Origin of the sequence: Pseudonocardia sp. Ae150A_Ps1 (genome assembly GCF_001932315.1) — a bacterium.
In the GTDB taxonomy this organism is placed as follows: Bacteria; Actinomycetota; Actinomycetes; order Mycobacteriales; family Pseudonocardiaceae; genus Pseudonocardia.
Genome location: NZ_MCIJ01000001.1, coordinates 2,666,335 through 2,689,362, shown reverse-complemented (window position 1 = coordinate 2,689,362; position 23,028 = coordinate 2,666,335). Strand labels below are relative to the sequence as shown.

General features: G+C 73.1%; 29 protein-coding genes and 3 tRNA genes. 21 read left to right on the top strand and 11 right to left on the bottom strand.

The window, feature by feature from the left end:
- Positions 1 to 22: 22 nt before the first annotated feature.
- From Ae150APs1_RS12415 to Ae150APs1_RS12395, 5 genes are all read right to left on the bottom strand, one after another.
- Entirely contained in the window at positions 23 to 1,846 is a 1,824-nt protein-coding gene (locus Ae150APs1_RS12415; protein WP_075297632.1) for a LuxR family transcriptional regulator, read from the bottom strand.
- The gene (locus tag Ae150APs1_RS12410) at positions 1,833 to 3,161 is read right to left on the bottom strand and encodes an AAA family ATPase (RefSeq protein ID WP_075297630.1); all 1,329 of its coding nucleotides are present in this window, start codon (positions 3,159 to 3,161) and stop codon (positions 1,833 to 1,835) included. The genes Ae150APs1_RS12415 and Ae150APs1_RS12410 overlap by 14 nt, the downstream gene beginning before the upstream one ends.
- A 52-nt stretch (positions 3,162 to 3,213) precedes the next feature.
- Entirely contained in the window at positions 3,214 to 3,468 is a 255-nt protein-coding gene (locus tag Ae150APs1_RS12405) for a hypothetical protein (protein WP_075297628.1), read from the bottom strand.
- Between the two features lie 103 nt (positions 3,469 to 3,571).
- Complete coding sequence (gene rpmF / locus Ae150APs1_RS12400; protein WP_010243198.1) at positions 3,572 to 3,742, bottom strand: 50S ribosomal protein L32; 171 nt, start codon at positions 3,740 to 3,742, stop codon at positions 3,572 to 3,574.
- Positions 3,742 to 4,974 carry a GTP-binding protein gene (locus Ae150APs1_RS12395; RefSeq protein ID WP_075297626.1) on the bottom strand — a complete coding sequence of 411 codons (1,233 nt, stop codon included), beginning with the start codon at positions 4,972 to 4,974 and terminating at the stop codon, positions 3,742 to 3,744. Before Ae150APs1_RS12395 ends, rpmF begins: the two co-directional genes overlap by 1 nt.
- Before the next feature lie 83 nt (positions 4,975 to 5,057).
- Between Ae150APs1_RS12395 and rpmG (Ae150APs1_RS12390) the strand changes: the two genes are divergently transcribed.
- The 14 genes from rpmG (Ae150APs1_RS12390) (at position 5,058) to rplA (ending at position 10,402) form a co-directional block, all read left to right on the top strand.
- On the top strand, positions 5,058 to 5,225 hold the full coding sequence (gene rpmG, locus Ae150APs1_RS12390) for a 50S ribosomal protein L33 (RefSeq protein WP_010243203.1): 168 nt from the start codon (positions 5,058 to 5,060) through the stop codon (positions 5,223 to 5,225).
- Positions 5,225 to 5,467 carry a 30S ribosomal protein S18 gene (gene rpsR, locus Ae150APs1_RS12385; RefSeq protein WP_075297624.1) on the top strand — a complete coding sequence of 81 codons (243 nt, stop codon included), beginning with the start codon at positions 5,225 to 5,227 and terminating at the stop codon, positions 5,465 to 5,467. The genes rpmG (Ae150APs1_RS12390) and rpsR overlap by 1 nt, the downstream gene beginning before the upstream one ends.
- 3 nt (positions 5,468 to 5,470) lie before the next feature.
- Positions 5,471 to 5,707 (top strand): 50S ribosomal protein L28, encoded by a 237-nt coding sequence (gene rpmB, locus Ae150APs1_RS12380; RefSeq protein ID WP_075297622.1) that lies wholly within the window; start codon positions 5,471 to 5,473, stop codon positions 5,705 to 5,707.
- Between the two features lie 17 nt (positions 5,708 to 5,724).
- Positions 5,725 to 6,012, top strand: a complete 288-nt coding sequence (gene rpsN / locus Ae150APs1_RS12375) for a 30S ribosomal protein S14 (RefSeq protein ID WP_249266555.1) — start codon at positions 5,725 to 5,727, stop codon at positions 6,010 to 6,012.
- Between the two features lie 122 nt (positions 6,013 to 6,134).
- Positions 6,135 to 6,207 (top strand) — tRNA-Thr (locus tag Ae150APs1_RS12370).
- Positions 6,208 to 6,246: 39 nt separating this feature from the next.
- A tRNA-Met gene (locus Ae150APs1_RS12365) sits at positions 6,247 to 6,322 on the top strand.
- Positions 6,323 to 6,365: 43 nt separating this feature from the next.
- Positions 6,366 to 6,533, top strand: a complete 168-nt coding sequence (rpmG, locus tag Ae150APs1_RS12360) for a 50S ribosomal protein L33 (RefSeq protein ID WP_029240095.1) — start codon at positions 6,366 to 6,368, stop codon at positions 6,531 to 6,533.
- Between the two features lie 2 nt (positions 6,534 to 6,535).
- Positions 6,536 to 6,988: a MaoC family dehydratase N-terminal domain-containing protein gene (locus Ae150APs1_RS12355; protein WP_075297620.1), complete on the top strand. Its 453-nt coding sequence runs from the start codon at positions 6,536 to 6,538 to the stop codon at positions 6,986 to 6,988.
- On the top strand, positions 6,985 to 7,446 hold the full coding sequence (locus Ae150APs1_RS12350) for a MaoC family dehydratase (RefSeq protein WP_075297618.1): 462 nt from the start codon (positions 6,985 to 6,987) through the stop codon (positions 7,444 to 7,446). The genes Ae150APs1_RS12355 and Ae150APs1_RS12350 overlap by 4 nt, the downstream gene beginning before the upstream one ends.
- Positions 7,447 to 7,555: 109 nt before the next feature.
- A tRNA-Trp gene (locus tag Ae150APs1_RS12345) sits at positions 7,556 to 7,631 on the top strand.
- Positions 7,632 to 7,763: 132 nt separating this feature from the next.
- On the top strand, positions 7,764 to 8,111 hold the full coding sequence (secE, locus tag Ae150APs1_RS12340) for a preprotein translocase subunit SecE (protein ID WP_010243218.1): 348 nt from the start codon (positions 7,764 to 7,766) through the stop codon (positions 8,109 to 8,111).
- 58 nt (positions 8,112 to 8,169) lie between these two features.
- A complete protein-coding gene (gene nusG, locus Ae150APs1_RS12335; RefSeq protein ID WP_170918079.1) occupies positions 8,170 to 9,096 on the top strand; it encodes a transcription termination/antitermination protein NusG in 927 nt (308 codons plus the stop codon).
- A gap of 71 nt (positions 9,097 to 9,167) precedes the next feature.
- Positions 9,168 to 9,602, top strand: coding sequence for a 50S ribosomal protein L11 (gene rplK / locus Ae150APs1_RS12330; protein ID WP_010243222.1), 435 nt, complete (start codon positions 9,168 to 9,170; stop codon positions 9,600 to 9,602).
- A gap of 74 nt (positions 9,603 to 9,676) precedes the next feature.
- Complete coding sequence (gene rplA, locus Ae150APs1_RS12325) at positions 9,677 to 10,402, top strand: 50S ribosomal protein L1 (RefSeq protein WP_010243224.1); 726 nt, start codon at positions 9,677 to 9,679, stop codon at positions 10,400 to 10,402.
- A 76-nt stretch (positions 10,403 to 10,478) separates the two neighbouring features.
- Here rplA and Ae150APs1_RS12320 read toward each other — a convergent pair whose 3' ends face one another.
- From Ae150APs1_RS12320 to Ae150APs1_RS12310, 3 genes are all read right to left on the bottom strand, one after another.
- Complete coding sequence (locus Ae150APs1_RS12320) at positions 10,479 to 11,579, bottom strand: CaiB/BaiF CoA-transferase family protein (RefSeq protein WP_075297614.1); 1,101 nt, start codon at positions 11,577 to 11,579, stop codon at positions 10,479 to 10,481.
- 64 nt (positions 11,580 to 11,643) lie between these two features.
- Entirely contained in the window at positions 11,644 to 12,054 is a 411-nt protein-coding gene (locus tag Ae150APs1_RS12315) for a hypothetical protein (RefSeq protein WP_010243228.1), read from the bottom strand.
- A gap of 136 nt (positions 12,055 to 12,190) precedes the next feature.
- Complete coding sequence (locus tag Ae150APs1_RS12310) at positions 12,191 to 12,859, bottom strand: response regulator transcription factor (protein ID WP_075297612.1); 669 nt, start codon at positions 12,857 to 12,859, stop codon at positions 12,191 to 12,193.
- A gap of 62 nt (positions 12,860 to 12,921) precedes the next feature.
- Here Ae150APs1_RS12310 and Ae150APs1_RS12305 point away from each other — a divergent pair, with 62 nt between their 5' ends.
- From Ae150APs1_RS12305 to Ae150APs1_RS12290, 4 genes are all read left to right on the top strand, one after another.
- Positions 12,922 to 14,223, top strand: coding sequence for a HAMP domain-containing sensor histidine kinase (locus Ae150APs1_RS12305; RefSeq protein ID WP_075297610.1), 1,302 nt, complete (start codon positions 12,922 to 12,924; stop codon positions 14,221 to 14,223).
- Between the two features lie 91 nt (positions 14,224 to 14,314).
- Positions 14,315 to 15,424, top strand: a complete 1,110-nt coding sequence (locus tag Ae150APs1_RS12300; protein WP_075297608.1) for an NDMA-dependent alcohol dehydrogenase — start codon at positions 14,315 to 14,317, stop codon at positions 15,422 to 15,424.
- A 26-nt stretch (positions 15,425 to 15,450) separates the two neighbouring features.
- On the top strand, positions 15,451 to 16,431 hold the full coding sequence (locus Ae150APs1_RS12295) for a R2-like ligand-binding oxidase (protein WP_075297606.1): 981 nt from the start codon (positions 15,451 to 15,453) through the stop codon (positions 16,429 to 16,431).
- 11 nt (positions 16,432 to 16,442) lie between these two features.
- Complete coding sequence (locus Ae150APs1_RS12290) at positions 16,443 to 17,345, top strand: oxygenase MpaB family protein (RefSeq protein ID WP_075297604.1); 903 nt, start codon at positions 16,443 to 16,445, stop codon at positions 17,343 to 17,345.
- Here the strand turns inward: Ae150APs1_RS12290 and Ae150APs1_RS12285 are convergent.
- From Ae150APs1_RS12285 to Ae150APs1_RS12275, 3 genes are read right to left on the bottom strand one after another with little or no spacing between them, the layout of a single operon-like run.
- Entirely contained in the window at positions 17,233 to 18,378 is a 1,146-nt protein-coding gene (locus tag Ae150APs1_RS12285) for an LLM class F420-dependent oxidoreductase (RefSeq protein ID WP_249266313.1), read from the bottom strand. The two genes, Ae150APs1_RS12290 and Ae150APs1_RS12285, sit on opposite strands and share 113 nt — an antisense overlap.
- Positions 18,375 to 19,643 carry a cytochrome P450 gene (locus Ae150APs1_RS12280; protein ID WP_075297602.1) on the bottom strand — a complete coding sequence of 423 codons (1,269 nt, stop codon included), beginning with the start codon at positions 19,641 to 19,643 and terminating at the stop codon, positions 18,375 to 18,377. Before Ae150APs1_RS12280 ends, Ae150APs1_RS12285 begins: the two co-directional genes overlap by 4 nt.
- Positions 19,640 to 20,056 carry an SCP2 sterol-binding domain-containing protein gene (locus Ae150APs1_RS12275; RefSeq protein ID WP_075297600.1) on the bottom strand — a complete coding sequence of 139 codons (417 nt, stop codon included), beginning with the start codon at positions 20,054 to 20,056 and terminating at the stop codon, positions 19,640 to 19,642. Before Ae150APs1_RS12275 ends, Ae150APs1_RS12280 begins: the two co-directional genes overlap by 4 nt.
- A 189-nt stretch (positions 20,057 to 20,245) precedes the next feature.
- On the opposite strand from Ae150APs1_RS12275, the gene Ae150APs1_RS12270 reads away from it, so the two are divergent.
- From Ae150APs1_RS12270 to Ae150APs1_RS12260, 3 genes are all read left to right on the top strand, one after another.
- Entirely contained in the window at positions 20,246 to 20,812 is a 567-nt protein-coding gene (locus Ae150APs1_RS12270; protein WP_139316879.1) for a TetR/AcrR family transcriptional regulator, read from the top strand.
- A gap of 308 nt (positions 20,813 to 21,120) precedes the next feature.
- The gene (locus Ae150APs1_RS12265) at positions 21,121 to 22,251 is read left to right on the top strand and encodes an ATP-binding cassette domain-containing protein (RefSeq protein WP_075297598.1); all 1,131 of its coding nucleotides are present in this window, start codon (positions 21,121 to 21,123) and stop codon (positions 22,249 to 22,251) included.
- Positions 22,248 to 23,027, top strand: a complete 780-nt coding sequence (locus Ae150APs1_RS12260) for an ABC transporter permease (RefSeq protein ID WP_010243249.1) — start codon at positions 22,248 to 22,250, stop codon at positions 23,025 to 23,027. The genes Ae150APs1_RS12265 and Ae150APs1_RS12260 overlap by 4 nt, the downstream gene beginning before the upstream one ends.
- The last annotated feature ends 1 nt before the right edge of the window (position 23,028 follow it).

Below are 23,028 nucleotides of genomic sequence, written 5' to 3'. Positions count from 1 at the left end.
TAGGCAGCGTGCGTGGCGCGCGTCACGGCCCGGGCGTGCCACCGGCGGACCGGAGGGGACAGGGTTTCCGCTCCAGGCACCGTCGCGGGCGGGGCGGCAGCAGACCGCGCGAGTGCGCCACCGAGACCGCCTCGGCACGGCCCGACGCCCCGAGCTTGGCCATCGCCCGGGACAGGTGGACGCTCACCGTCTTCTCGCTGATGAACAGCTGCTCACCGATCGCCCGGTTGGTCAGACCGTGTGCCACCTGCTCCAGGACCGCCTGCTCGCGCGGGGTCAGCGGGGACGGCCCGGCGTGCGGAGCACCGCCCCCGTGCACGGCGCCGGCGGTCCCGGCGTCGCTGCCGCGCGCGGGCGCTCCGGCCCGTACCGCCAGATCGGCGACGACGGCCGCGAGAGGGCGGGCGCCCAGCCGGGTTGCCTCGTCGGCGGCGGAGGCCAGGTCCGCGGCGGCCGCACGGCGGTCGGCCGTGCCGGCGTCGTCGTGGTCGGGTACACCGGATCCGGCGCGTCGGCCGCGTGCCCGTTCCAGATACGCGGCGGCCCGGCGCCACCGGGCCGCGGCCGCGCGGTAGCCGTCGCCGTGACCCGCGAAGCCGTCGACGACCGCGTCCCAGACGGTGGGATCGGCCCCGCCAACGGCGCGGGCGGCTTCGGCGTGCGCGCGGTCCAGCCAGGCCCGTCCCTCGGGTCCGATCGCGGTGCCGCGCGGGACGCCGTGCTCCGCTGTGGCCGCGGCGGCCGCGGCGAGGCCGGCGGCCGCCCGCCGGTGGACGCCGTCGTCGCGGTCGCCGGCCCGCGCCGTGGCCGCCAGGTCCGCCTGCGCCGCCGCCCCGAGCGCGCAGAGCGCCAGCTCGCCGAGGTGGTGCGGGTACTCCCCGCGCAGCACGGCGAGCGCCGCCCCGACCCGCTCGTGTGCGGTCGCCGGATCGCCCCGCCAGAGCGCGGACTCGGCGCCGACCACGCCTTGTAGGAGGGTGGCCTGGTCGTGTGCCGGTGGCTCGGCCCGCAGGGCCGTGAGCAGCCGTTCGGCGGCGTCGAGGTCACCGCGGCCCACGGTCACGAGCGCCCCCGCGACGGCCAGCATGCCGGTGACCCGTAGCGGCAGCGCCGGGTCGACCTCGCCGGCGAGCCGGGCCGCCTCGTCCCAGGCGCCCCGCTGGAACGCGACCCGCACCTGCGCGACGCGGAACTCCAGGCCGTACCCGCCCCAGGTCAAGCCGTACCCCACCGCGCGCCGCGCGCCCTCCGCGAGCTCTTCGGCGGCGGCGTCGAGCAGACCGTCCTCGATGAAGGAGACACCGCGGTTCCACACGGTCCGGAGCTCGACCACCCGGTCACCGGAGGCCGCCGCCAGCGACGCCGCCCGGGCCAGCCGCTCCCGTGCCCCCGCCGGGTCGCCCTCCATCCGCGCACAGAACGCCAGCGTGATCAGCGCGTCCGCGCACACGCCGTTCAGGTTCCGGTACTCGACCGAACCGGCGGCCGGAGGCGTCCCGTCGTGCAGTTCCCGGGCGATCCGGAGGGCGGTGCGGGCGTGTTCCCACGCCGGTTCCGGCCGGTCCGCGCTGAGGAGTGCACGGGCGAGTACGGCGTGCGACCAGGCCAGGTCGGTGCTCGGCGGTTCCCCGGACTGCAGCTCCACCGAGGCGGTGGCCGCCGCGATCGCGTCGTCCGGACGGGAACCGCTGTCGAGCAGCCGCAGCGCGTACCGGCGGCGCGCGTCGGCCCGGGCGCGGACCCCCTCGCGCAGGTCGGCCACCCGCACCGCTCGGGCGCCGAGGGCGGTGCCCCGCTCCGCGTCGCCCGATGCGCTCGCGGCCCAGGCCGCCTCACGGGTCAGCACGCTCTCCGCGATCCCCGCGACACGCTCGGGGTCGCCGACGGCCGGCTAGAGCTCCAGCGCGCGCTCCGCGTGGACCGGGGCCGTGCCGGCGGTCGGCCTCACGGGCGGCCCGGACGGACGCGGCGAGTGCCCGCGGCAGGTCGTGCGCGGCCATCGCGTGCCGGGCGAGCTCGGCGGCCACACCGGGCTCGTCCTCCCGGTCGGCCAGCAGCCCGGCCAGCCGGCCGTGCAGCCGGACCCGCTCGCCCGGCAGCAGGTTGTCGTGCACCGCCTTGCGCAGCAGCGCGTGCCGGAAGGCGTACGCCTCGCCGCGGTCGCCGGGGACCGGGACCAGCACGTGGTGCGAGACCGCCTCCCGCAGGCCGGCGTCGAGTTCTCCCGGGGACAGCTCGGCGGCGTCGCGCAGTAGGTCGTGCGGGATCCGTCGCTCGGCCAGCGAGGCCACCCGCAGCACCTCCCGTGCCGGGGTGGACAGCCGGTCCAGCCGGGTCAGCAGGAGGTCGGCGAGCCCGCCGGGCAGGCCGTCGGAGCCGGCGGCTACCAGCTCCTCCGCGTAGAAGGCGTTGACCTCGCTCCGCGCGGCGATCCGGCGCAGGGTGGCCTCGTCGGTGCCGCCAGGGCCTGCCGACCGGTCCCGGACCAGCTCGAGCACTGCGTCGTCGGGCAGCGGGCTGAGGACGGCGCGCCGGACGGCCGGAAGGCGGACGAGCTCGGCGAGGGTCGCTCGCAGTGGGTGTCTGCGGTGCAGGTCGTCGGTCCGGTAGGTGGCCAGAACCAGCAGCCGTTGCGATCCGAGCCGGGCCAGCAGGTAGCTCAGCAGCTCCCGGCTGGAACGGTCGGCCCAGTGCAGGTCCTCCAGGACGACGACCAGCGGATCCGTCGCCGCCGCCTCCCGCAGGGCACCCGCCACGGCGTCGAAGACCTGCAGCCGGCCGACGTCCCATCCGGCCGGGGCCGGGTCGCCCGCCGGGCCGGGCAGCAGGCCGCGCAGCGCCGGCCGCACGGTGCCCGCGTCGCCGGGCAGCGCGGCGAGCACCTCGGAGAAGGGGAGGTACGGCAGGGCTGCGTCGCCCGCGTCGAGGCAGCGCCCGACGGCGACCCGGCCCCCGGCCGCCACCGCCTCCGCGGCGAGTGCGGCGACGAGCCGGGACTTGCCGATGCCCGCGTCGCCGGCGAGCAGTACGGCAGCCGCCCGGCCCGCACGTGCGGCGTCGAGGTCGGTGCGCAGGCCCGCGAGCTCCTCCTCCCGGCCGACCAGGGCACCGGGCGCCGGCGGTGCGCCCAGCGGCCCGCCGCGCGTCGCCCCCGTCGTCATGCGGCGCATCGTGGCACGCGGCACCGACAGCGAGCGCCCGGTTTCCGGGCGGTCAGCCACCTGCGGGTCGGGACCGCGGTGGAGGGACGGCGCCCGGCCCGGCCCCCGGCCGGGCCGGGCGCGGATCGTGCGGGCCGGCGCCGACGGCCCGGCCACCACCGGTGAGCCAGCGCAGCAGCCGTCGCGGTCGTGAGATGCCACGGGCGACGCGGACCAGCCGGTCGTGCTCAGCCTCCTGCCGCAGCCGCCGCTGCCGATCCTCGGCGAGCGCGACGAGATGGTCCATCGGGATGTGGGTCATCAGCATGCCGACGACGCTTCGCCTGAGGGGCCCGCTGGCACATCGGTCGATCACGCAGTCCACCGGCCCGCCACCCGGGAGCGGGTGACGGGCCGGGTAAGGGACACCCTCAGGAGGGCGGTGGCAGCAGGCCGCGGCGGTAGGCGGGGACGAGCCGGCGCGGCACCAGGTGCCGGCGCCCCTCCAGGGTGAGCGGCACGAGGTCCGGCGTCTCGGCCTTCCACTGCGACCGGCGGTGCCGGGTGTTCGCGCGCGACATCCGCCGCTTGGGGACGGCCATCAGTGCTCTCCTTCTCGATCGGTTCCGGTGGTCGGGTCGCTGCGCGCCGGTTCGGGGTCCGCGCAGGGTTCGTCGTGGGCCCAGCCGAAGGGATCGGGCAGCTCGGCCCAGGCGGCCTCGCCGGCGGCGATCTCGGCGTCGGTCAGCAGGGCGAGGCGCAGGGCGGCGTCGACGTCGTCGGGGTCGGCCTCGTGGCACAGCACCACGAGGTCCTGGGCCCGGTCACCCCAGCGCGGGTGCCAGGACAGGGCCGCCATCGCCCGCCGCTGGTCGCCCGCCTCGGCCCAGGCCTGCTCGTCGGCGCCGTCCAGCCAGTCGCCGGCGTGCCCGATCCGCAGCCCGCCGCCCGCGCTCTCCAGCCAGAGGACGGCGTCCGGCCGGGTGGCCAGCCAGACCCGTCCCCGGGTCCGCACGACGCCGTCGAGCAGCGTGTCGATCGCGTCGTGCAGCCGGTCCGGGTGGAACGGCCTGCGCTCGGAGAACAGCAGCGTGCGGACGCCGCCCGACTCCTCCAGCGGAGGGGTGCCGCGCAACAGCGGATCGTGCACCCCGCCCGGGACGCCGCGGCGCGTGTCCGGGGCGAGGCCGTCGCAGAACAACCGGTGGTCGGCGGTGTCGGCGGTCAGCCGCGGCGCGGTGGGGGCGAGCCGGTCCAGAACGGCCGCGGTCCGCCCGGTCGCCGGCCCTCCGGCCGTCACGACGACGTCCGCGAACTCGGCCTGGCCGACGGCGAGCTGGGCGACCGTGCGCTCGTCGTCGGGCAGGGTGCTCAGGCCGCGCTCGGGCAGGGTCGCGTCGCCGGTGGCGTCGTCCAGCCAGGTGTCGGTGTCGAGCACGGCGACCACACCGCGCAGGTCGACCAGGTCGGCCGCGGTGCAGGCAGCACGGCCGTCGCCCGGCTCGAACAGCACCGCCCCGAGTGCCCAGCAGACCGGCTCGGGTTCGAGGCGCGGGTCGAGGTGCAGGACGACCCGGTCCACCGTGCCGGTCAGCGCGGCCAGCGTCGGCAGGACGTCCTCGCGGATCGTGCAGCTCACGCAGCCGTGTGCCAGCTCCAGCACGGTGCGTTCGTCGTCGGCACCGCGGCGCAGGCGCCGGTGCACCCGGCCGCGGCCGAGGTCGTGCAGCTCGTGGTGCAGCACGACGACGCCCGGGTCGAGCTCCCGCATCCGTCCGATCGTCCGCTCGACCCCGTCGCGCACGGTCCCGCACAGGACCACCAGCTCGGTCATGACTTCCCTCCCGGGGCTCGGGCCTGATGACGGTCGGGTGTAGCGTAAACGAAAACGATTCCCATGTTGAGAGGAGGGCTCCGATGGCGAAGACGACCGACGTCCGGCCGATCGTGAAGCTGCGGTCGACGGCCGGCACCGGCACGACCTACGTGACCCGCAAGAACCGGCGGAACGACCCGGACCGGCTGGTCCTGCGCAAGTACGACCCGAAGCTGCGCCGCCACGTCGAGTTCAAGGAGGAGCGCTGATGCCGTCCCGGAAGACGACGCTGCGCCTGGCCCGCCGCAAGGCCAACCCGCTGAAGGTCCGCGGGATCGAGCACGTGGACTGGAAGGACGCGGCGCTGCTGCGCACGTTCATCTCGGACCGCGGCAAGATCCGGGCCCGCCGGGTGACCGGGCTGACGGGCCGGCAGCAGCGACAGGTGGCGCTCGCGATCCGCAACGCGCGGGAGATGGCCCTGCTGCCCTACCCGCACGCGGGGCGGTGACCGATGTCGCGTCGTTGTGACCTGACCGGCCGCGAGCCGTCGTTCGGGAAGGCCGTGTCCCACTCCCACCGCCGGACGAGCCGGCGCTGGGACCCGAACGTGCAGTCGAAGCGCTCCTGGTTCGCCGACGAGGGGCGCTGGGTCCGGCTGACCCTCTCGGCGAAGGGGATCAAAACAGTGGACCGGATCGGCGTGCCCGCGGCCGTCGCCCGGATCCGCGCGAACGGGGTGAGGGTCTGATGGCCACGTAGGGGCAGATCGCCAAGAACGAACGCCGCAAGGAGATCGTCGCGCGGTACGCCGAGCGGCGGGCCGAGCTCAAGGCGGTGATCGCGCGCCCGTCGGCGACCGAGGAGGAGCGGGCGGCCGCGGCCGCCGAACTCCGCCGCCAGCCTCGGGACGCCAGTGCCACCCGGGTCCGCAACCGCGACTCGGTCGACGGCCGTCCGCGGGGGCACCTCCGCAAGTTCGGGATGTCCCGGGTCCGGCTGCGGGAGCTGGCCCACGACGGGGCGCTGCCCGGCGTCCGGAAGTCGAGCTGGTGAAACCGGCCTGACCAGCGCGGACAGGGTTCCGGGGACCCCCGGATCGGGGCCCCGGAACCGCCGTGTAAAGTTCTTCCAGTCGGTGAGCGGAGAGCGCAGTACCACTCCCGCTGACCGCTGCCGCCCCCTTAGCTCAGTCGGCAGAGCGTCTCCATGGTAAGGAGAAGGTCTACGGTTCGATTCCGTAAGGGGGCTCTGACTGAACTTCAGAGCTGACACAGGCGAGCTCTGTATGACGGTGTAGCTCAGTTGGTAGAGCAAGCGGCTCATAATCGCTGTGTCGCCGGTTCAAGTCCGGCCATCGTCACCACGTTGGCGAAGTATTCCGATCATCCTGCTGGGAGGCACCCGCGATGGCCAAGGCCACGGACGTGCGGCCGAAGATCACTCTGGCCTGCGAGGAGTGCAAGAACCGCAACTACATCACCAAGAAGAACCGGCGGAATGACCCCGACCGGCTCGAGATCAAGAAGTTCTGCCGGAACTGCGGCACCCACCGGGCACACCGCGAGACCCGCTGAGCGTGGTCGACCAGTCCTGGGTCGGGCGCGAGCTCGACCCGGTCGGGCCGTACCAGGTCGGTCGGGAGAAGATCCGCGAGTTCGCCGTCGCCATCGGTGACGGCGATCCGCTGTTCCACGACATCGATGTGGCCCACGCTGCAGGGCACCCCGATCTCGTCGTCCCGCCGACGTTCCCCGTCACCTTCACGATGGCGGTCATCGAGGGTGTCCTGAAGGACCCCGCATTCGGCTGGGACTACGCACGGACCGTGCACGGAGACCAGCGCATCACCTACCACCGGCCGATCCGCGCCGGCGATGAGCTGATGACGGTCGTGCACGTCGACGAGCTCCGCACTCGCGCCGGGAACCACATGCTGACCCTGCGCTGCGAGGTGGCCGACGCCGCGGGCGAGCCGGTCGCCACCACGCACAGCATGCTCGTCGCGCCCGCCGGGGAGGACGACGCATGACCGGCTGGCTGACACCCGAGACCGCCGCGGCGGTGCAGAAGGGTGACGCGCTGCCGTCGTTCGCCGTGCAGATCACCCGCGCCGATCTCGTCCGCTACGCCGGCGCCTCAGGAGACCTCAACCCGATCCACTGGAGCGACCGGACCGCGGCGGTCGCCGGGCTGCCCGGCGTCATCGCGCACGGGATGCTCTCGATGGCGCTCGCGGCCCGCGTGCTCACCGCCTGGACCGGCGACCCCGCGGCCGTGCTGAGCTACGGCACCCGCTTCACGCGCCCCGTCGTCGTCCCGGACGACGACACCGGCGCCACCGTCGAACTCGGCGGCACGGTGTCCGAGGTCCGGGAGGACGGTGACCGCCGGGTTGCCGTCGTCGACCTCCGGGCCGTGTTCGACGGGAAGACGGTGCTGGGCCGTGCCCGTGCCGAGGTCCTGCTGCCGTCGGCGCCGGACCGATAAGGACCCGGGGTGCGGGCCCGCCACGGCGGGTGCGTACACTCGAACCAGCCGGGTGCGCCGGATGATCGGTCGTGCCCGTCCCACCGCCTCTCGGGGTGGATCGGGGCAAAGGGGTGTAGCTCAATTGGCAGAGCAGCGGTCTCCAAAACCGCAGGTTGCAGGTTCAAGTCCTGTCACCCCTGCCACGACGCCGCAGGTCACCGGATGGCACGGTGGCGCGGCCGACGGCACGAACGGCGAAGCAGAGCAGGTTCTCCTCAGGAGGAGGACGTGACCGAAGGGCGGGCGGACGTCCGCCGCGTGCGGAGGGCGAACGCGTGAGCGACGAGCACGAGCCGGGGTCCGGGCAGGAGCGCCCGAGCAACGCCGCCGACCGTCGTGGGCGGCGGGCAGCCCGGTCCGGATCGGGTGAGACCCCGTCCAAGGGGCGGGTCACCCCGACCCGGGCGACGGCCACCAAGGAGAAGAAGGCGTCGCCGTTCGCGCGGATCGCCCGCTTCCTGCGTGAGGTCGTCGCCGAGCTCCGCAAGGTCATCTGGCCGAACCGTTCCCAGATGGTCAAGTACACCATCGCCGTCCTCGTCTTCGTGACGTTCATGGTGACCCTGGTGTTCCTGCTCGACTCGGCGTTCGCCGAGGGCGTCGCGCTGCTGTTCGGCAACTGACGCGAGCGGACCGGACCGACCGGTGACGACCCGACACCGATAAGGAAGCGAGTAGGACGTGACCTCCGACAGCAACGCGTACGACGAGACGGCCGACGAGGCCGCGCTCGACGCCGTCGCCGAGCACACGGCCGACGAGACGCTGCCCGAGCAGTCCGTCCAGGACGCCGACACCGAGGCGGCCCACGGTGACGACGCCGTCTCCGGCGACTACACCGCCGCCGACGACGAGTCGACCGCCGGTGCCGCCGCGGAGACGCTGGACGGTGCGGGCGACGAGCCGGCCGCCGACGCCGCGATCGACGAGAGCGACGACACCGCGACCGACGAGCCCGCGGCCGACGAGCCGGCGGAGGACGTCGACCCGGAGGAGGAGCTGCGCGCCGCGCTGCGCCGCGCCCCCGGCGACTGGTACGTCGTCCACTCGTACGCCGGCTACGAGAACAAGGTGAAGTCGAACCTCGAGACGCGGGCACAGACCCTCGACGTCGAGGACTACATCTTCCAGGTCGAGGTGCCGACCGAAGAGGTCACCGAGATCAAGAACGGGCAGCGCAAGAAGGTCCAGCGCAAGGTGCTGCCCGGCTACATCCTGGTGCGGATGGAGCTGAACGACCAGTCCTGGGGCGCGGTGCGGAACACCCCGGGCGTGACCGGTTTCGTCGGTGCCACGTCCAAGCCGTCGCCGCTGACCGTCAACGAGGTCGTCAAGTTCCTGCTGCCCAAGACCGAGGCCCCCAAGAAGGAGGCCGAGGCGGGCAAGCCGGCTGCCGCAGGCGCCGCCGCCACCACCGGTGGATCCTCCACCGTCGAGGTCGACTTCGAGGTCGGCGAGTCGGTCACCGTCATGGACGGGCCGTTCGCGACGCTCCCTGCGAGCATCAGCGAGGTCAACATCGACGCCCAGAAGCTCAAGGTGCTGGTCTCGATCTTCGGCCGGGAGACCCCGGTCGAGCTCGGGTTCAACCAGGTCTCCAAGATCTGAGGCACCGCTGAGGACGCCCGTGGCGAGGCAGGGCCGCGCGGCGCGCACATCGATCACGACAGGACCAGGACATGCCCCCCAAGAAGCGGAAGCTCTCCGCGATCATCAAGCTCCAGATCCAGGCCGGCGCCGCGACGCCGGCCCCGCCGGTCGGCCCCGCGCTGGGTCAGCACGGCGTGAACATCATGGAGTTCTGCAAGGCCTACAACGCGGCGACCGAGGCCCAGCGCGGCAACGTCGTGCCGGTCGAGATCTCCGTGTTCGAGGACCGCTCGTTCACCTTCGAGCTCAAGACCCCGCCGGCGGCGAAGCTGCTGCTCAAGGCCGCGGGCGTCGACAAGGGCTCCGGCGAGCCGCACAAGACCAAGGTCGCCACCGTCACGATGGCGCAGGTCCGCGAGATCGCCGAGACCAAGATGAGGGACCTCAACGCCAACGACCTCGACCAGGCCGCCAAGATCATCGCCGGCACCGCCCGGTCGATGGGCATCACGGTCGACGGCTGACGAACCCTCCCGTACGCGTGGGAGAGCCGGGCGCGGCTCGAACCACGACCTGACCTCCAAGGAGACGAGGACAGATGGCACAGCGCAGCAAGGCCTATCGCGAGGCCGCCGCGAAGATCGACGCGGACCGCCTCTACTCGCCGCTCGCGGCGACCAAGCTGGCCCAGGACACCTCCAGCCGCAACACCGACTCGACCGTCGAGGTCGCGCTGCGGCTGGGTGTCGACCCCCGGAAGGCGGACCAGATGGTCCGCGGGACCGTGAACCTGCCGCACGGTACCGGCAAGTCCGTCCGGGTGATCGTGTTCGCCACCGGTGACAAGGCCGTCGAGGCCGAGGCCGCCGGTGCGGACGCCGTGGGCGCCGAGGACCTGATCGAGCGGATCCAGGGCGGGTGGCTCGAGTTCGACGCCGCCATCGCGACCCCGGACCAGATGGCCAAGGTCGGCCGGATCGCGCGCATCCTGGGCCCGCGTGGCCTGATGCCGAACCCGAAGACCGGCACCGTCACCCCGGACGTCACCAAGGCCGTCAACGAGATCAAGGGCGGCAAGGTCAGCTTCCGGGTCGACAAGCAGGCCAACCTGCACATGATCATCGGGAAGGCCTCGTTCGACACCGACAAGCTGGTGGAGAACTACGGCGCCGCCCTCGACGAGATCATGCGGCTCAAGCCGTCGGCCGCCAAGGGCCGCTACGTCAAGAAGATCACCTTCTCGACGACCTCCGGCCCGGGTATCCCGGTCGACCCGAACCGCACCCGCAACCTCCTCTCGGAGGACGCGGAGGAGACGGTCTGATCTCCTGACACCACGCACGACGCCCCCGGTTCCGCTCGCGGATCCGGGGGCGTCGTCGTGTGCCGGGGCGGTGCGCTCAGACCCAGTCGGCGAGGACGTCGTCGACGTCCTCCGGGCCGGTGCCCTGCGTCGCGGTCGCGGTGCCGGTCCGGGAGAACCGGGGCGCGGGCGCGGCCTGCGGGACACCGTCCGCGGTGACGATCGTGCCCCGCGCGGCCAGGTGCGCGTCCTCGGCGGCCTCGCCGAAGGAGAGCACCGGGGTGGTGCAGGCGTCGGTGCCCTCGAAGACCGCGGCCCACTCGTCCCGCGGCTTCGACGCGAACACCTCGGTGAAGCGGGCCCGCATCGCGGGCCAGCCCGCTCGGTCGTACTGGTGGCCGAGCTCGTCGTCGGTCAGCCCGAGACCGGTGAGGAGCTGGGCGTAGAACTGCGGCTCCAGCGCCCCGACGGCCATGTACCCGCCGTCGGCGCAGGCGTAGGTGTCGTAGAACGGGGCGTGCCCGTCGAGCAGGTTGGAGTCCTTCTCGTCGGTCCACGCGCCCTGCCCGAGGAAGCCCCAGAACATCTGGTTCAGCACGCTGACGCCGTCGACCATCGCGGCGTCGACGACCTGGCCCTCACCGGACGCCCTGGCCTCCCAGAGCGCGGCCAGCACGCCGACGACCAGCAGCATCGAGCCGCCGCCGAAGTCGCCGACCAGGTTCAGCGGCGGGACCGGGCGCTCACCGGCACGCCCGATGGCGTGCAGCGCGCCCGTCATCGAGATGTAGTTGATGTCATGCCCGGCGCGGGGGGCCATCGGGCCGTCCTGGCCCCACCCCGTCATCCGGCCGTAGACCAGCCGCGGGTTGCGGGTGCGGCAGTCGTCGGGCCCGACGCCGAGGCGCTCGGTGACCCCCGGCCGGTAGCCCTCCAGCAGGACGTCGGCCTTCTCGACCAGCCGCAGCACGGTCTCCCGGCCCGCGGGGTCCTTGAGGTCCGCGGTGACGGTGCGCCGCCCGCGGACCGTCGGGTCGGGCGCGTCGCCCGATCCCGGTGAGAACCCGCCGGACGGCCGGTCGATGCGGACCACGTCGGCGCCGAGATCCCCGAGGATCATCGCCGCGTGCGGTCCGGGCCCGATCCCGGCCAGCTCGATCACCTTCAGTCCGGCCAGCGGACCCTTGCCCCGTGTCACCCGGCAACCTCCTCGTCGCGTGTCGTCGCGGCGACGGTATCCCGGCGCCGCGGTGCAGGCGGGCTCAGGCCTTCAGCAGGTCGTCCCGCCCCTCGGCCTCCAGCTTCGCCTTGTACGGCCCGAACAGCTGCTTCGCCAGCGGGAGCAGCTTGAGCAGCTTCGAGACCGGGCCCTTCGCCCGCACGTCACCCTTGGCCATCGCGACCGGCAGGACGACCTTCCCCAGCCAGAACTTGTTGCCGGTGTCGGCCGACATGAACAGCTCGATGTTGGGCGCGGGGCCGTTGCCTGCGCCGGTGTGCAGCTCGGAGTTCGGCATGTCGACCGTGACCACCGCGTCCGGCTTCGTGTAGGTGATCCGCAGGACGACCCCGGACGGCTGCAGCGAGGCCACCAGCTGCGGGTCCTCCAGACCGATCCGGAAGACCCCGCCCAGGTACTCGTAGACCTCGGCCTCGTCGGCGAACACGGCCATCAGCGCCTCCTCGCGAGATGTGCGGCGGGCACGGACGTGCCCGTGACCGTGGGCGAGTCTGGCGGCAGCGGGCGGCGCGGCCCAGCCGATCACCGGGCCACGTCTGGCCCGTCCGGGCCGTCCCGCCCGGAACGGCTCAGGGCCGGTCGGCCGGGTCCTCGTCGAGCAGCCCGCAGCGCCCGGCCAGCGCGGCGGCCTCGATCCGGTTCGTCGCACCCAGCTTGTGCAGCAGCGATGCGATCATGCGCTTCGCCGTGCGCTCGCTCACCAGCAGCGGCCGGGCGATGTCGGCGGTCTCCAGGCCACGGGCGAGCAGCGTCCACAGCTCGATGTCGCGGTCACCGAGCCGGTCGAGCAGGCCGTCGGCGGTGCGGTCGGAGGCCGCGAGCAGCGCGTCGAGCAGCTCGGCCCGCAGCACCCGCACTCCGGCGGCGATCGACAGCAGCGGCGCGACGAGCACCTCGGGGTCCGCCGACTTGCCGAGGTAGCCGTCCGCACCGGCCCGCAGCGACGCCGCGGCCAGGTCGAGGTCCTCGGTGCCGGACAGCGCGAGCACCTTCGTCGCGGGGTACGCGGCCTTGATCCGGCGGATGGTCTCCACCCCGCCGAGCGGTGGCAGGGCCAGGTCGACGATCGCGATCCCCGCCCGGTGCTTCCCGACGAGCGCGACCGCCTCCTCCCCGGCGGTGGCCGACCCGGCGCCCCGGAAGGTGTCACCGGCGCGGGACTCGAGCAGCAGGGCGAGCCCCTGGGAGAAGAGGGCGTGGTCGTCGACGATGACGACGACGTGCGGCTCGGCGGGCACGGCCGCGAGCCTAGTGTGGGCGCGCCAGCCGTCGTCGCACCGGGAGAGCGGGGCCGTCCAGGATGACCACCAGCACCGCCGCCACCAGGCCCTCCGACCAGCTACCGGAGCGGACGACCGAGGAGCGCACGGCCGTCGTCCTGCGGTTGTGCGTGGTGTTCGCGGCGGTCGTGCTGATTGTGCTGCGCCCCGAGCTCGCCGGGGAGCGGGTCGTCCTCGCCACGGTGCTGATCGGGCTGACGGCGGTCTACGCCGCGGTGCTGGCGGCGACGTCGGTGCTGCGCGGGACCCTGCCGGTCCGCCCGGCCGTGCTGACCGGGCTGGACGGGGTGCTCGGCGTCGTCGCGTGCTGGCTGACCGGCGGTCTGGCGAGCCCGATGGTCGCGATCCTGCCGCTGGTCGTCATCGCGATCGCGCTGCGCGGCGGCGACCGGGTCGGGCGGGCCGCCGCGCTCGCGCTCGGGGTCGGGTACACCGCGGCGGCGCTGTTAGGCTCGGCCACGGACACGTCGCTGCTCGGCCGGGTCGTCGCCGGCGTGTGGTGGACCGGGTTCCTGTTCGCGACGGCCGTGCTCGTCGGGGTGCTGGTCCGGCTGCTGGAACGCCAGCTCGCCGACATCGCCACCACCCGGGCCCGAGCCGAGAGCGAGCACGAGCGGTACCTGTCCGAGCGGGAGCTGCGCGACCGGATCGTCTCGCAGAGCCGGGCCCGGCTCGACGGGGCGCGGGTCGTGCTGCACGAGTTCCGCACCCCGGTCGCCTCCCTGACCGCGCTCTCGGCCGACCTCGCCCAGGAACGGCTGACCGGTGACGCCGCCCGGCCGGCATCGCGACTGCTCGCCGACCACGCCGCCCACCTGCAGGACATGCTCGACGGCCTGGCCGATCTCGCCGTCGCCGACGGCAGCCCGCTCGGCCGCAACCGGCCCCGCCGGATCCCGCTCGCCGATCTCGCCGACGCCGTCCTCGACTCGGCCGGGATCACCGCGGAGCGGCGGCGCCCCGTCGTCACACCGCCCGACGCCGCCGTCCACTGCGACCCGCAGCGGCTGCGGCGGCTGCTCACCAACCTCGCCGAGAACGCCGCCCGGCACAGCGGCGACGAGCCGGTGGACCTCCACCTGGCACACGACGGCGCCACCCTCACCGCCGAGGTCCGCGACCGCGGCCCCGGCCTGCCCGAGGGCCAGGAGGGCGTGGTGACGGCGAAGGGCGTGGCGCTGGGGGAGCGGCGCGGCACCGCGGGACTGGGCCTGTGGATCGCCGAGGCGCTCGCGTCGGCGATGGACGGCGAGCTCAGCCTGCTCCCGCGCGACGGCGGCGGGCTCACCGCCCGGCTCACCCTGCCGCTGCCACCGGCCTGACTCCCGTCGCCCGCCGGGTGGCACCCGGGGGCCAGCCGTGGCGCGGACGGCGGGTGTGGCCGCCGTCGCGAGCGGACCATCATCGGCCGCCATGCGGACGACGGCAGCGGTGCTGTGGGAACCGGGCGGCAAGTGGGAGCTCGAGGAGGTCGAGCTCGACGGGCCGAGCGCCGGTGAGGTGATGGTGGAGCTGACGGCCTCCGGGCTGTGTCACTCCGACGAGCACCTGGTCACCGGGGACCTCCCGGCCGTGCTCCCCATGGTGGGCGGGCACGAGGGCGCGGGCCGGGTGATCGAGGTGGGCCCGGGCGTCACCGACCTGGAGATCGGCGACCCGGTCGTCATGACGTTCCTGCCGTCCTGCGGGCGCTGCCCGTACTGCGCCAAGGGCCTGCCGAACCTGTGCAACGACGGCGCGGGCGCCACCCTGGGCCCGCAGCTCGACGGCACCTACCGGTTCCACGCCCGTGGCGAGGACATCGGGCAGATGTGCCTCCTCGGCACGTTCGCGAAGCACACCATGGTCCCCGTGAAGTCCGTCGTGAAGATCGACGAGGGCTTCCCGCTGGACCTGGCCGCGCTGGTCGGCTGCGGCGTGACCACCGGGTTCGGCTCGGCGGTGCGCACCGCCGAGCTGCGCGCCGGCGACGCGGCCGTGGTCGTCGGCGTCGGCGGGATCGGCGCGAACGCCGTGCAGGGCGCCCGGGTCGCGGGCTGCCGGTACGTCGTCGCCGTCGACCCGGTGGAGCTCAAGCGCGAGCGCGCGCGGGAGCTCGGCGCCACGCACGTCGCGGCGAGCATCGACGAGGCCTGGGAGATCGTCAGCGAGGTGACCCGCGGCCAGATGGCGGACGCCGCGATCCTGTGCACCGGCGTCGCGGCCGGCGCCGAGCTGCAGCCGCTGCTGCAGCTGGTCGGCAAGCGCGGCCGGGTCGTCGTCACCGCGCTGGCGAACGCCGAGGAGGAGACGGCGACGCTGTCGTTGCTGGACCTCACCCTCTACGAGAAGCAGATCCGCGGCGCACTGTTCGGCAGCTCGGCCGCGCAGCACGACGTGCCGCGGCTGCTCGAGATGCACAACCTCGGGCAGCTCCGGCTCCGGGAGCTCATCACCCGGGAGTACACACTCGACCAGGTCAACGAGGGTTACGAGGACATGCGGTCGGGGCGCAACATCAGGGGACTGATCAGGTACCGGTAAGGCGACCACGGCAAGGGGGCCGAGCGTTGACCACCACCACGCGCACCATCGAGCACGGCAAGCGGGACGGGTTCGCGAGCCTGTCCGCGGGACGGCTGCGGGCCGACTCTTTCCCGATGCGGCTGTTCAGCAAGGGCAACGGGAAGCACTGGGACCCGTCGGCGATCGACTTCACGCAGGACGCCGAGGACTTCGCGGCGATGACCGACGACGAGCGCTGGCAGACCTGCGCGCTCGCCGCGCAGTTCATGGCCGGCGAGGAGTCGGTGACGCAGGACCTGCAGCCGTTCGTGGCCGCGATGGCCGCGGAGGGCAGGCTCGGCGACGAGATGTACCTGACCCAGTTCGTCTACGAGGAGGCCAAGCACACCCAGGCCTTCCGGCTGTGGTTCGACGCCGTCGGGATGACGGGTGACCTGCACTCCTACATCGAGCACAACGAGCACTACCTGGAGATTTTCACCCGGGCGCTGCCGGAGAGCCTGTACGCGCTCGCGGACGACCCGAGCCCCGCCAACCAGCTCCGCGCGTCGGTCACCTACAACCACGTCGTCGAGGGGACGCTCGCCCTCACCGGCTACTTCACCTGGCACAAGATCTGCGCCGAGCGCGGGATCCTCCCCGGGATGCAGAAGGTGATCAAGCACATCGGGGACGACGAGCGCCGCCACATGGCCTGGGGCACCTTCACCTGCCGCAGGCACGTCGCGGCCGACGACGCGCTCTGGGACGTCGTCGACGGCCGGATGCAGGAGCTCATGGTTCCGGCGATGGGTGTCGTCACCGGCACCGTCGACCGGTGGCCGGACGGGCAGGCGCCGTTCGGGATCGACCTGAACGAGCTGGCCGAGTACGCCATGGGCAAGGTCGGACGACGGCTGGGCGCCATCGAGTCGGCCCGCGGCGCCGACCTGCTCACGATCGACGCCGACGCCGAACCCGAGCGGCTCGAGGAGCGGTTCCACGCCGAGGACCAGCGGATCCTCGCCGCGGCCGCCGCATCGTAGGAGGAACCAGGATGGACACCCGGCCCGGACGGTACGACCGGCGCGACGAGCTCGCGGCGATGGACCCGGAGATCTCCTACGTCGAGATCTACCGGGCGCTGTCCGGGCTGGAGTTCCCCTGGGACGTCCAGCAGGCGCTGTCGCTGGCGTTATTCCGCACCTACGCCGTGCCCTCGATCGGGCGGCTGCTCGCCGGCACCGGCGAGTTCACCGGGCGGGTGCAGAAGCGCTACGACGACACCGCCCTGATCCTGGAGTCGGTGCTCGCGAACGGCTTCGACCACGTCGAGGGCCGGGCCGCGATCCGCCGGATGAACCAGATGCACCGGTCCTACGACATCTCGAACGACGACATGCGCTACGTCCTGGCGACGTTCGTCGTCGTCCCGCTGCGGTGGGTGGACCGGTGGGGCTGGCGCCGGCACACCGACGTCGAGCGGGTCGCGACCGCGAACTACTACCGGCGGCTCGGCAGGAACATGGGGATCAGGGACGTCCCGGAGACCTGGCAGGAGTTCTACGCCCTCCTCGACGCCTACGAGGCCGAGCACTTCGGCTACGACCCGGGCGGCCGGGCCGTCGCCGACGCGACCCTCGGGCTGGCGACGACGTTCCCGCCGAACCACCTGCTGCCGGCGGCGCTGAGCCGCGGGTTCGTGCTGTCCCTCATGGACACACCGCTGCTCGACGCCCTCGGGTACGCGTTCCCGCCGAAGCCCGCCCGGATCGCCGCCGACCTGCTCCTTCGGGCGCGGGGCGCCGTCGTGCGGCGGATGCCGGTGCGGACCGAGCCCTTCTCCGTCACGGAGTCGCCCAACATCCGCAGTTATCCGAGCGGCTACGACGTCCGGGAGCTCGGCACGTTCCCCACCTGCCCGGTCCGGCACGACGGGCCCCGCGACACCGCGGTCTGAACGGGGCCCGCCGGGCACAGCCGACCAGGTCGCGGATCGTGCGGAGGTGCTCCGGCGACCCGTCCACGACCATGGTCGTGACCAGGGAGTCCCGGAACACCGGGAGCTCCTCGCGGATCTTCGCCTCCGGCCCGACGAGCGCCACCTGCTCCACCATCGACGTCGGCACGGCCTTCGCCGCCGCGTCCTTGTCCCCGGCCAGGTAGAGCTCCTGGATGCGGGCGCAGGTGTCGGGGTAGCCCATGCGGGCGAACACCTCGTAGTGGAAGTTCGCGCCCTTCGCGCCCATCCCGCCGATGTAGAGGGCGAGGAACGGGCGGATGCGGTCGGCGGCGGCCTCGACGTCGTCGTCGACGACGACCTGGACCATGCAGACGACCTCGAAGCCCGGCGGCTCCCCGCCGCGGGCGGCGAAGCCGGCGGCGAGCGACTCGCGGTAGTGGGCGTCGTGGCGGGGTGCGTAGAACAGCGGCTGCCAGCCGTCGGCGATCTCCGCGGCGAGGGCGACGTTCTTCGGGCCCTCGGCGGCGAGCAGGATCGGCAGGTCGGTGCGGTACGGGTGCAGTGTGGACCGCAGCGGCTTGCCCAGGCCGGTCCCGCCGGGGTGCGGGATCGGGTAGGCGGGTCCGTCGGAGACGACCTTCTCCCGGGCGATCGTGTCGCGCAGGATCCGCACGTACTCGCGGGTGCGGGCGAGCGGGCGCGGGTACGGCTGCCCGTACCAGTCCTCCACCACCTGCGGCCCGGACGCGCCGATGCCCAGCACCGTGCGCCCGCCCGACAGGTGGTCGAGGGTCATCGCCGCCATCGCCGTGGCGGTCGGCGTGCGGGCCGACATCTGCACGACCGAGGTGCCCAGCCGCATCCGCGTGGTCCGCGCCCCGAGCCAGGACAGCGGGGTGAAGGCGTCCGAGCCGTAGGCCTCGGCCGTCCACATCGAGTCGAAGCCGAGGTCCTCGGCGGCGGCGACCTTCTCCGCGGTGCCGCGGGGTGGGCCCGCCGCCCAGTACCCCAGCGCGAGACCGAGCTTCACGACGCCTCCCCGAAGGTCACCGGCAGCCGTTTGATGCCGTTGATGAAGTTGCCCGCCAGCCAGACGGGTTCGCCGACCGACAGGTCCGGCACCCGGGTCAGCAGCTCGCCGAACAGCGACCGCAGCTGCATCCGGGCCAGGTGGCTGCCCAGGCAGAAGTGCGGCCCGCCTCCGCCGAAGCCGACGTGCGGGTTCTCCGCGCGGGTGACGTCGAACGCGTGCGGGTCGGCGAAGACGGACTCGTCGCGGTTGCCCGAGTGGTAGAACATGACGACCCGCTCGCCCTCGGCGATCCGCTGCCCGCGGATCTCGGTGTCGCGCGTCGCTGTCCGCCGGAAGGTGAGCACCGGGCTCGCCCAGCGCACGAACTCCTCGACCGCTGGCCCGATCCGGTCGTCGAACTCCTCGACGAGCAGCCGTCGCTGCTCCGGGTTCCGGTCGAGCGCGAGGACGGCGTGCGACGCCGTCTGCCGGGTGGTGTCGTTCCCCGCCACGCAGAGCAGGACGAAGAACGCGGCGATCTCCTCGTCGGTGAGCGACGCCCCCTCGACCTCGGCCTGCACCAGCGCCGTCATCAGGTCGTCGGCCGGCTCCTCGCGGCGCAGCGCCGACAGCTCGAACGACGCGGTGTGCAGCGTCATCAGCGCGTCGAGCAGGACGGCCATCGGGTCGCCGTCACCGATGAAGTCCGGGTCGTTCCAGCCGACCATCGCGTTGGCGGCGTCCGCGACCTGCTGCCGGTCCGGCTCCGGGATGCCGATCATCTCCGAGATCGTCCACATCGGGAGGCGGGCGGACACCGCGCCGACGAAGTCCACCTCACCGGGCTGTGCGAGCAGGTCGTCGACGATCAGGCGGGCCTGCTCGCGGATCTGGTCGGAGATGCGCTGGACCCGGCGCGGGGTGAACACCGAGGCGATCACCCGGCGCTGGCGGACGTGCCGCGGCGCATCCATCGCGAGGATCGAGTGCGCCGCCTCGAGCATGTCCTCGGGGACGTCCTCGAGCATCACCCCGCCGAACCGCTGCCCGGAGGCGAACGTCTCGGCGTCGCGGCTGACCGCGGTGATGTCGGCGTGGGTGACCAGTGCCCAGAACCCGGGTGCGTCCGGATCGGGCAGCAGGTCGGTCTCGGCCGGCGGGTGCCAGGACAACGGGCGGTCCCGGCGCAGCTCGGCGAACGACTCCTCGCGGGCGTCTGGTGGCCGCGCCCAGAACTCCCGGCTGGAGATGTCGACGGGGTCGTGGGCCCGTGCGGCCGTCACGACGCCACCAGCAGGTCGTCGCGGCCGTCGGCGCGCAGCCGCTCGGCGTAGACCGGGAACAGCCGCTTCGCCAGGGGGGCCAGCTGCAACAGCTTGGTCACGGTCCCCTCGACCTTCACCGTGCCGCGGGCCATGGCGAACGTGAGGTTGACCGTGCCCTGCCAGTAGGCGTTGGCGGTCGCGGTCGCCATCGTCATCGTGGCGTGGGCGTCCGGGGCGGTGGGGTCCGATCCCCGCCAGACCTTCCCGCCGGGGAGGTCGATGACCAGGGCGGAGTCGGGGTCGGTGCACTGCTGGCGCAGCACCAGACCGGTGGCGCGCAGTCGTGGTTCCAGGTCGGGATCGGCGAGTGCGGTCTCGAAGATTCCGCCGATGTAGCGGTACAGCTCGTCCTCGTCGGCGAAGCCGGGCACGTGTCCTCCACGTCGTCGTGCGAACCGGTCGTCCCGAACATAACGTAGACTACGTTACTGTCAAACGGGTGGACGGCCCTCGCCCTCGGGGCGGGGTGGTGGGCCCGGATCCGTGGCAGGGTGGTCGCTCCGGAACGGGGCGCGACGAGAGCGGGGCGGCGCGAGGTGGCCAGGAGAGCGGGACGGCAGGTGGCCGCCGAGCAGTACTACGAGGCGGCCATGTCGATCCTCGCGCGGGACGGGGCCGCCGGGCTCAAGATCGGCCCGCTGTGCCGGTCGCTCGGCGTCACGAGCGGCTCGTTCTACCACCACTTCGGTGGCTGGGCGGGGTTCGTCCGCGGCCTGCTGCGGTACTGGGAGGCCGAGCAGACCGAGCGGGTGGTCGAGCTGGCCAGGGCCACCGCGGACCCGGTCGAGCGGATGCTGGTGGTGAAGCGGCTGACGGTCGACCTCCGGCACGACGCCGAGGCGGCCATCCGCGCGTGGTCGCAGATCGACGCCGAGGTGGGCCGGGCCCAGTCCCGGGTCGACGTGCAGCGACGGATCGCGCTGGAGCAGGTCGTCGGTGCCGTCGTCGAGGACCGCTCGGAGGCGCACCGGCTCGCCGTCCTCGGCATCTCGCTGATGGCCGGCTTCCAGCAGACGTGCGACCCCCGTGACCGGGACCTGCTCCGGGTGCTGTTCGACGACTTCCAGCGCCTGATCCTCACCTACGCGCCCGAACATCTCCGGTCCGTGACGCCTCCGATCGGGTGATCATCCGGCCGGGTGTCCCGGCCGGTGCGGAACGGGGCGATCGGTGACGATCAGGCCGTTCGGACCAGTCCGATGGGCGTCGGAGAGCAACTGTTACCCACGGTCCGCTACATCGGTGACCGAAGACTGACGCACCGCCACCATAACATAGAGCACGTTATGGAAACTGGCCGGATAGCCGGGGTACCTCCGAGTAACCCGGTGCCGTCCGTCTCGTTGTGCCGTTCAGCACCGAAGAGTGGCCCGCGCTCCCCGCGTACCCGGGCCCCCGGTGCGGACCGACGGTCGATTGCGCGAGGAGGCGACACGTGGCCGGTGTCGAGGTGAAGGTCGAGGGGCTGACCAAGTCCTTCGGTCGGGCCAACATCTGGTCGGACGTGACGCTGACCCTGCCCCCGGGCGAGGTGTCGGTGCTGCTGGGCCCGTCGGGTACCGGCAAGTCGGTGTTCCTGAAGACCCTGATCGGGCTGCTCAAGCCGGAGAAGGGGTCGATCGTGATCCACGACACCGACCTCGTCCGATGCACGGAGTCGAAGCTCTACGAGATCCGGAAGCTGTTCGGGGTGCTGTTCCAGGACGGCGCGCTGTTCGGGTCGATGAACCTGTTCGACAACATCGCCTTCCCGCTGCGCGAGCACACGAAGAAGAGCGAGTCGCAGGTCCGGGACATCGTGCTGGAGAAGATGGACCTGGTCGGCCTGCGCGGCGACGAGGGCAAGCTGCCGGGTGAGATCTCCGGCGGGATGCGCAAGCGGGCCGGGCTGGCCCGGGCGCTGGTGCTGGACCCGGAGATCATCCTGTTCGACGAGCCGGACTCGGGTCTGGACCCGGTGCGCACGGCGTACCTGAACCAGCTGATCATCGATCTGAACGCGCAGACGGACTCGACGTTCCTGATCGTCACGCACGACATCAACACCGCGCAGACGGTGCCGGACAACATCGGGCTGCTGTACCGCAAGCACCTGGCGATGTTCGGTCCGCGGGAGGTCCTGCTGACCTCGGAGGAGCCGGTGGTCGCGCAGTTCCTCAACGGCCGCCGTGAGGGGCCGATCGGGATGTCGGAGGAGAAGGACGCCGGTCAGGCGGAACGGGAGATGGCCGAGGCAGGGGAGCTGCAGGGCCTGCCGCCGCTCAAGCCGCAGCTCGAGGCGTCGTCGGGGATGCCCGACCGGCAGGCGGTGCACCGTCGCCGGGAGCGGGTCGAGGCGATGATGCACGAGCTGCCCGAGCCCGCCCAGCGGGCGATCCGGGAGTCCTACGGGGCCGCAGGCGGGTCCGGCCACGCCCGCCCCGACCTCCCCGCGAACGACGGGACGACCCGCGAGGTCGCACGTGACGGCGCCGGGTCCGACGAGCGGCCCACCGACATCCACCCGCGGATCACCGACGACACCACGCCGCCCGGGCGGCACCAGCTCTCCGGCGGCGACCGGTGACCGCGCCCAGCCCCGTCACCCGGGTCCTCTCCCCGGTCGGGAAGTTCATCGGCCTCGGCGCCGAGATCGGGAAGCAGTCGCTGCGGCGCCCGTTCCAGCTCCGCGAGCTGATCGAGCAGACCTGGTTCGTCACCAAGGTCTCGGCCCTCCCGACCGCGCTGTTCACGATCCCGTTCGGCGCGACGATCGCGCTGCTGCTGGGCGAGCTCACCCGCCAGTTCGGTGCGCAGTCGCAGACCGGTGCCGGTGCGGTGCTCGCGATCGTCCAGCAGGCGGCGCCGATCGTCACGGCGCTGCTGATCTCCGGTGCGGGCGGCAGCGCGGTCTGCGCGGACCTCGGGGCGCGGACCATCCGCGAGGAGATCGCGGCGATGGAGGTGCTCGGCATCTCGCCGATCCAGCGCCTCGTCGTGCCGCGGGTGCTCGCCATGGGCATCACCGCGGTGGTGCTCAACGGCCTGGCGACCTGCGTCGGCGTGAGCGGCGGCTACTTCTTCAACGTGATCATCCAGGGCGGTTCGCCCGGGGCCTACATCAGCAGCTTCTCGGCGATCGCCCAGGTCTCGGACATCGTCGTCTCGGAGATCAAGGCGTTCTTGTTCGGGATCGTGGCCGGCGTCGTCGCGGCCTACCGCGGGCTGAACCCGCCCCCCGGCGCGAAGGGCGTGGGCGACGCGGTGAACCAGGCCGTCGTCATCTCGTTCGTGCTGGTCTTCCTGATCAACCTCGTGCTCACCGCCCTGTACCTCGAGCTCGTCCCGCCGAAGGGCTTCTGAC

Excerpts from the sequence above, each read along its gene's own strand:
- Ae150APs1_RS12410 (WP_075297630.1), bottom strand. The coding sequence starts at position 3,161 with ATGACGACGGGGGCGACGCGCGGCGGGCCGCTGGGCGCACCGCCGGCG.
- Ae150APs1_RS12405 (WP_075297628.1), bottom strand. The coding sequence starts at position 3,468 with ATGCTGATGACCCACATCCCGATGGACCATCTCGTCGCGCTCGCCGAG.
- rpmF (WP_010243198.1), bottom strand. The coding sequence starts at position 3,742 with ATGGCCGTCCCCAAGCGGCGGATGTCGCGCGCGAACACCCGGCACCGC.
- Ae150APs1_RS12395 (WP_075297626.1), bottom strand. The coding sequence starts at position 4,974 with ATGACCGAGCTGGTGGTCCTGTGCGGGACCGTGCGCGACGGGGTCGAG.
- rpmG (WP_010243203.1), top strand. The coding sequence starts at position 5,058 with ATGGCGAAGACGACCGACGTCCGGCCGATCGTGAAGCTGCGGTCGACG.
- rpsR (WP_075297624.1), top strand. The coding sequence starts at position 5,225 with ATGCCGTCCCGGAAGACGACGCTGCGCCTGGCCCGCCGCAAGGCCAAC.
- rpmB (WP_075297622.1), top strand. The coding sequence starts at position 5,471 with ATGTCGCGTCGTTGTGACCTGACCGGCCGCGAGCCGTCGTTCGGGAAG.
- rpmG (WP_029240095.1), top strand. The coding sequence starts at position 6,366 with ATGGCCAAGGCCACGGACGTGCGGCCGAAGATCACTCTGGCCTGCGAG.
- Ae150APs1_RS12350 (WP_075297618.1), top strand. The coding sequence starts at position 6,985 with ATGACCGGCTGGCTGACACCCGAGACCGCCGCGGCGGTGCAGAAGGGT.
- rplK (WP_010243222.1), top strand. The coding sequence starts at position 9,168 with ATGCCCCCCAAGAAGCGGAAGCTCTCCGCGATCATCAAGCTCCAGATC.
- rplA (WP_010243224.1), top strand. The coding sequence starts at position 9,677 with ATGGCACAGCGCAGCAAGGCCTATCGCGAGGCCGCCGCGAAGATCGAC.
- Ae150APs1_RS12315 (WP_010243228.1), bottom strand. The coding sequence starts at position 12,054 with ATGGCCGTGTTCGCCGACGAGGCCGAGGTCTACGAGTACCTGGGCGGG.
- Ae150APs1_RS12305 (WP_075297610.1), top strand. The coding sequence starts at position 12,922 with ATGACCACCAGCACCGCCGCCACCAGGCCCTCCGACCAGCTACCGGAG.
- Ae150APs1_RS12300 (WP_075297608.1), top strand. The coding sequence starts at position 14,315 with ATGCGGACGACGGCAGCGGTGCTGTGGGAACCGGGCGGCAAGTGGGAG.
- Ae150APs1_RS12290 (WP_075297604.1), top strand. The coding sequence starts at position 16,443 with ATGGACACCCGGCCCGGACGGTACGACCGGCGCGACGAGCTCGCGGCG.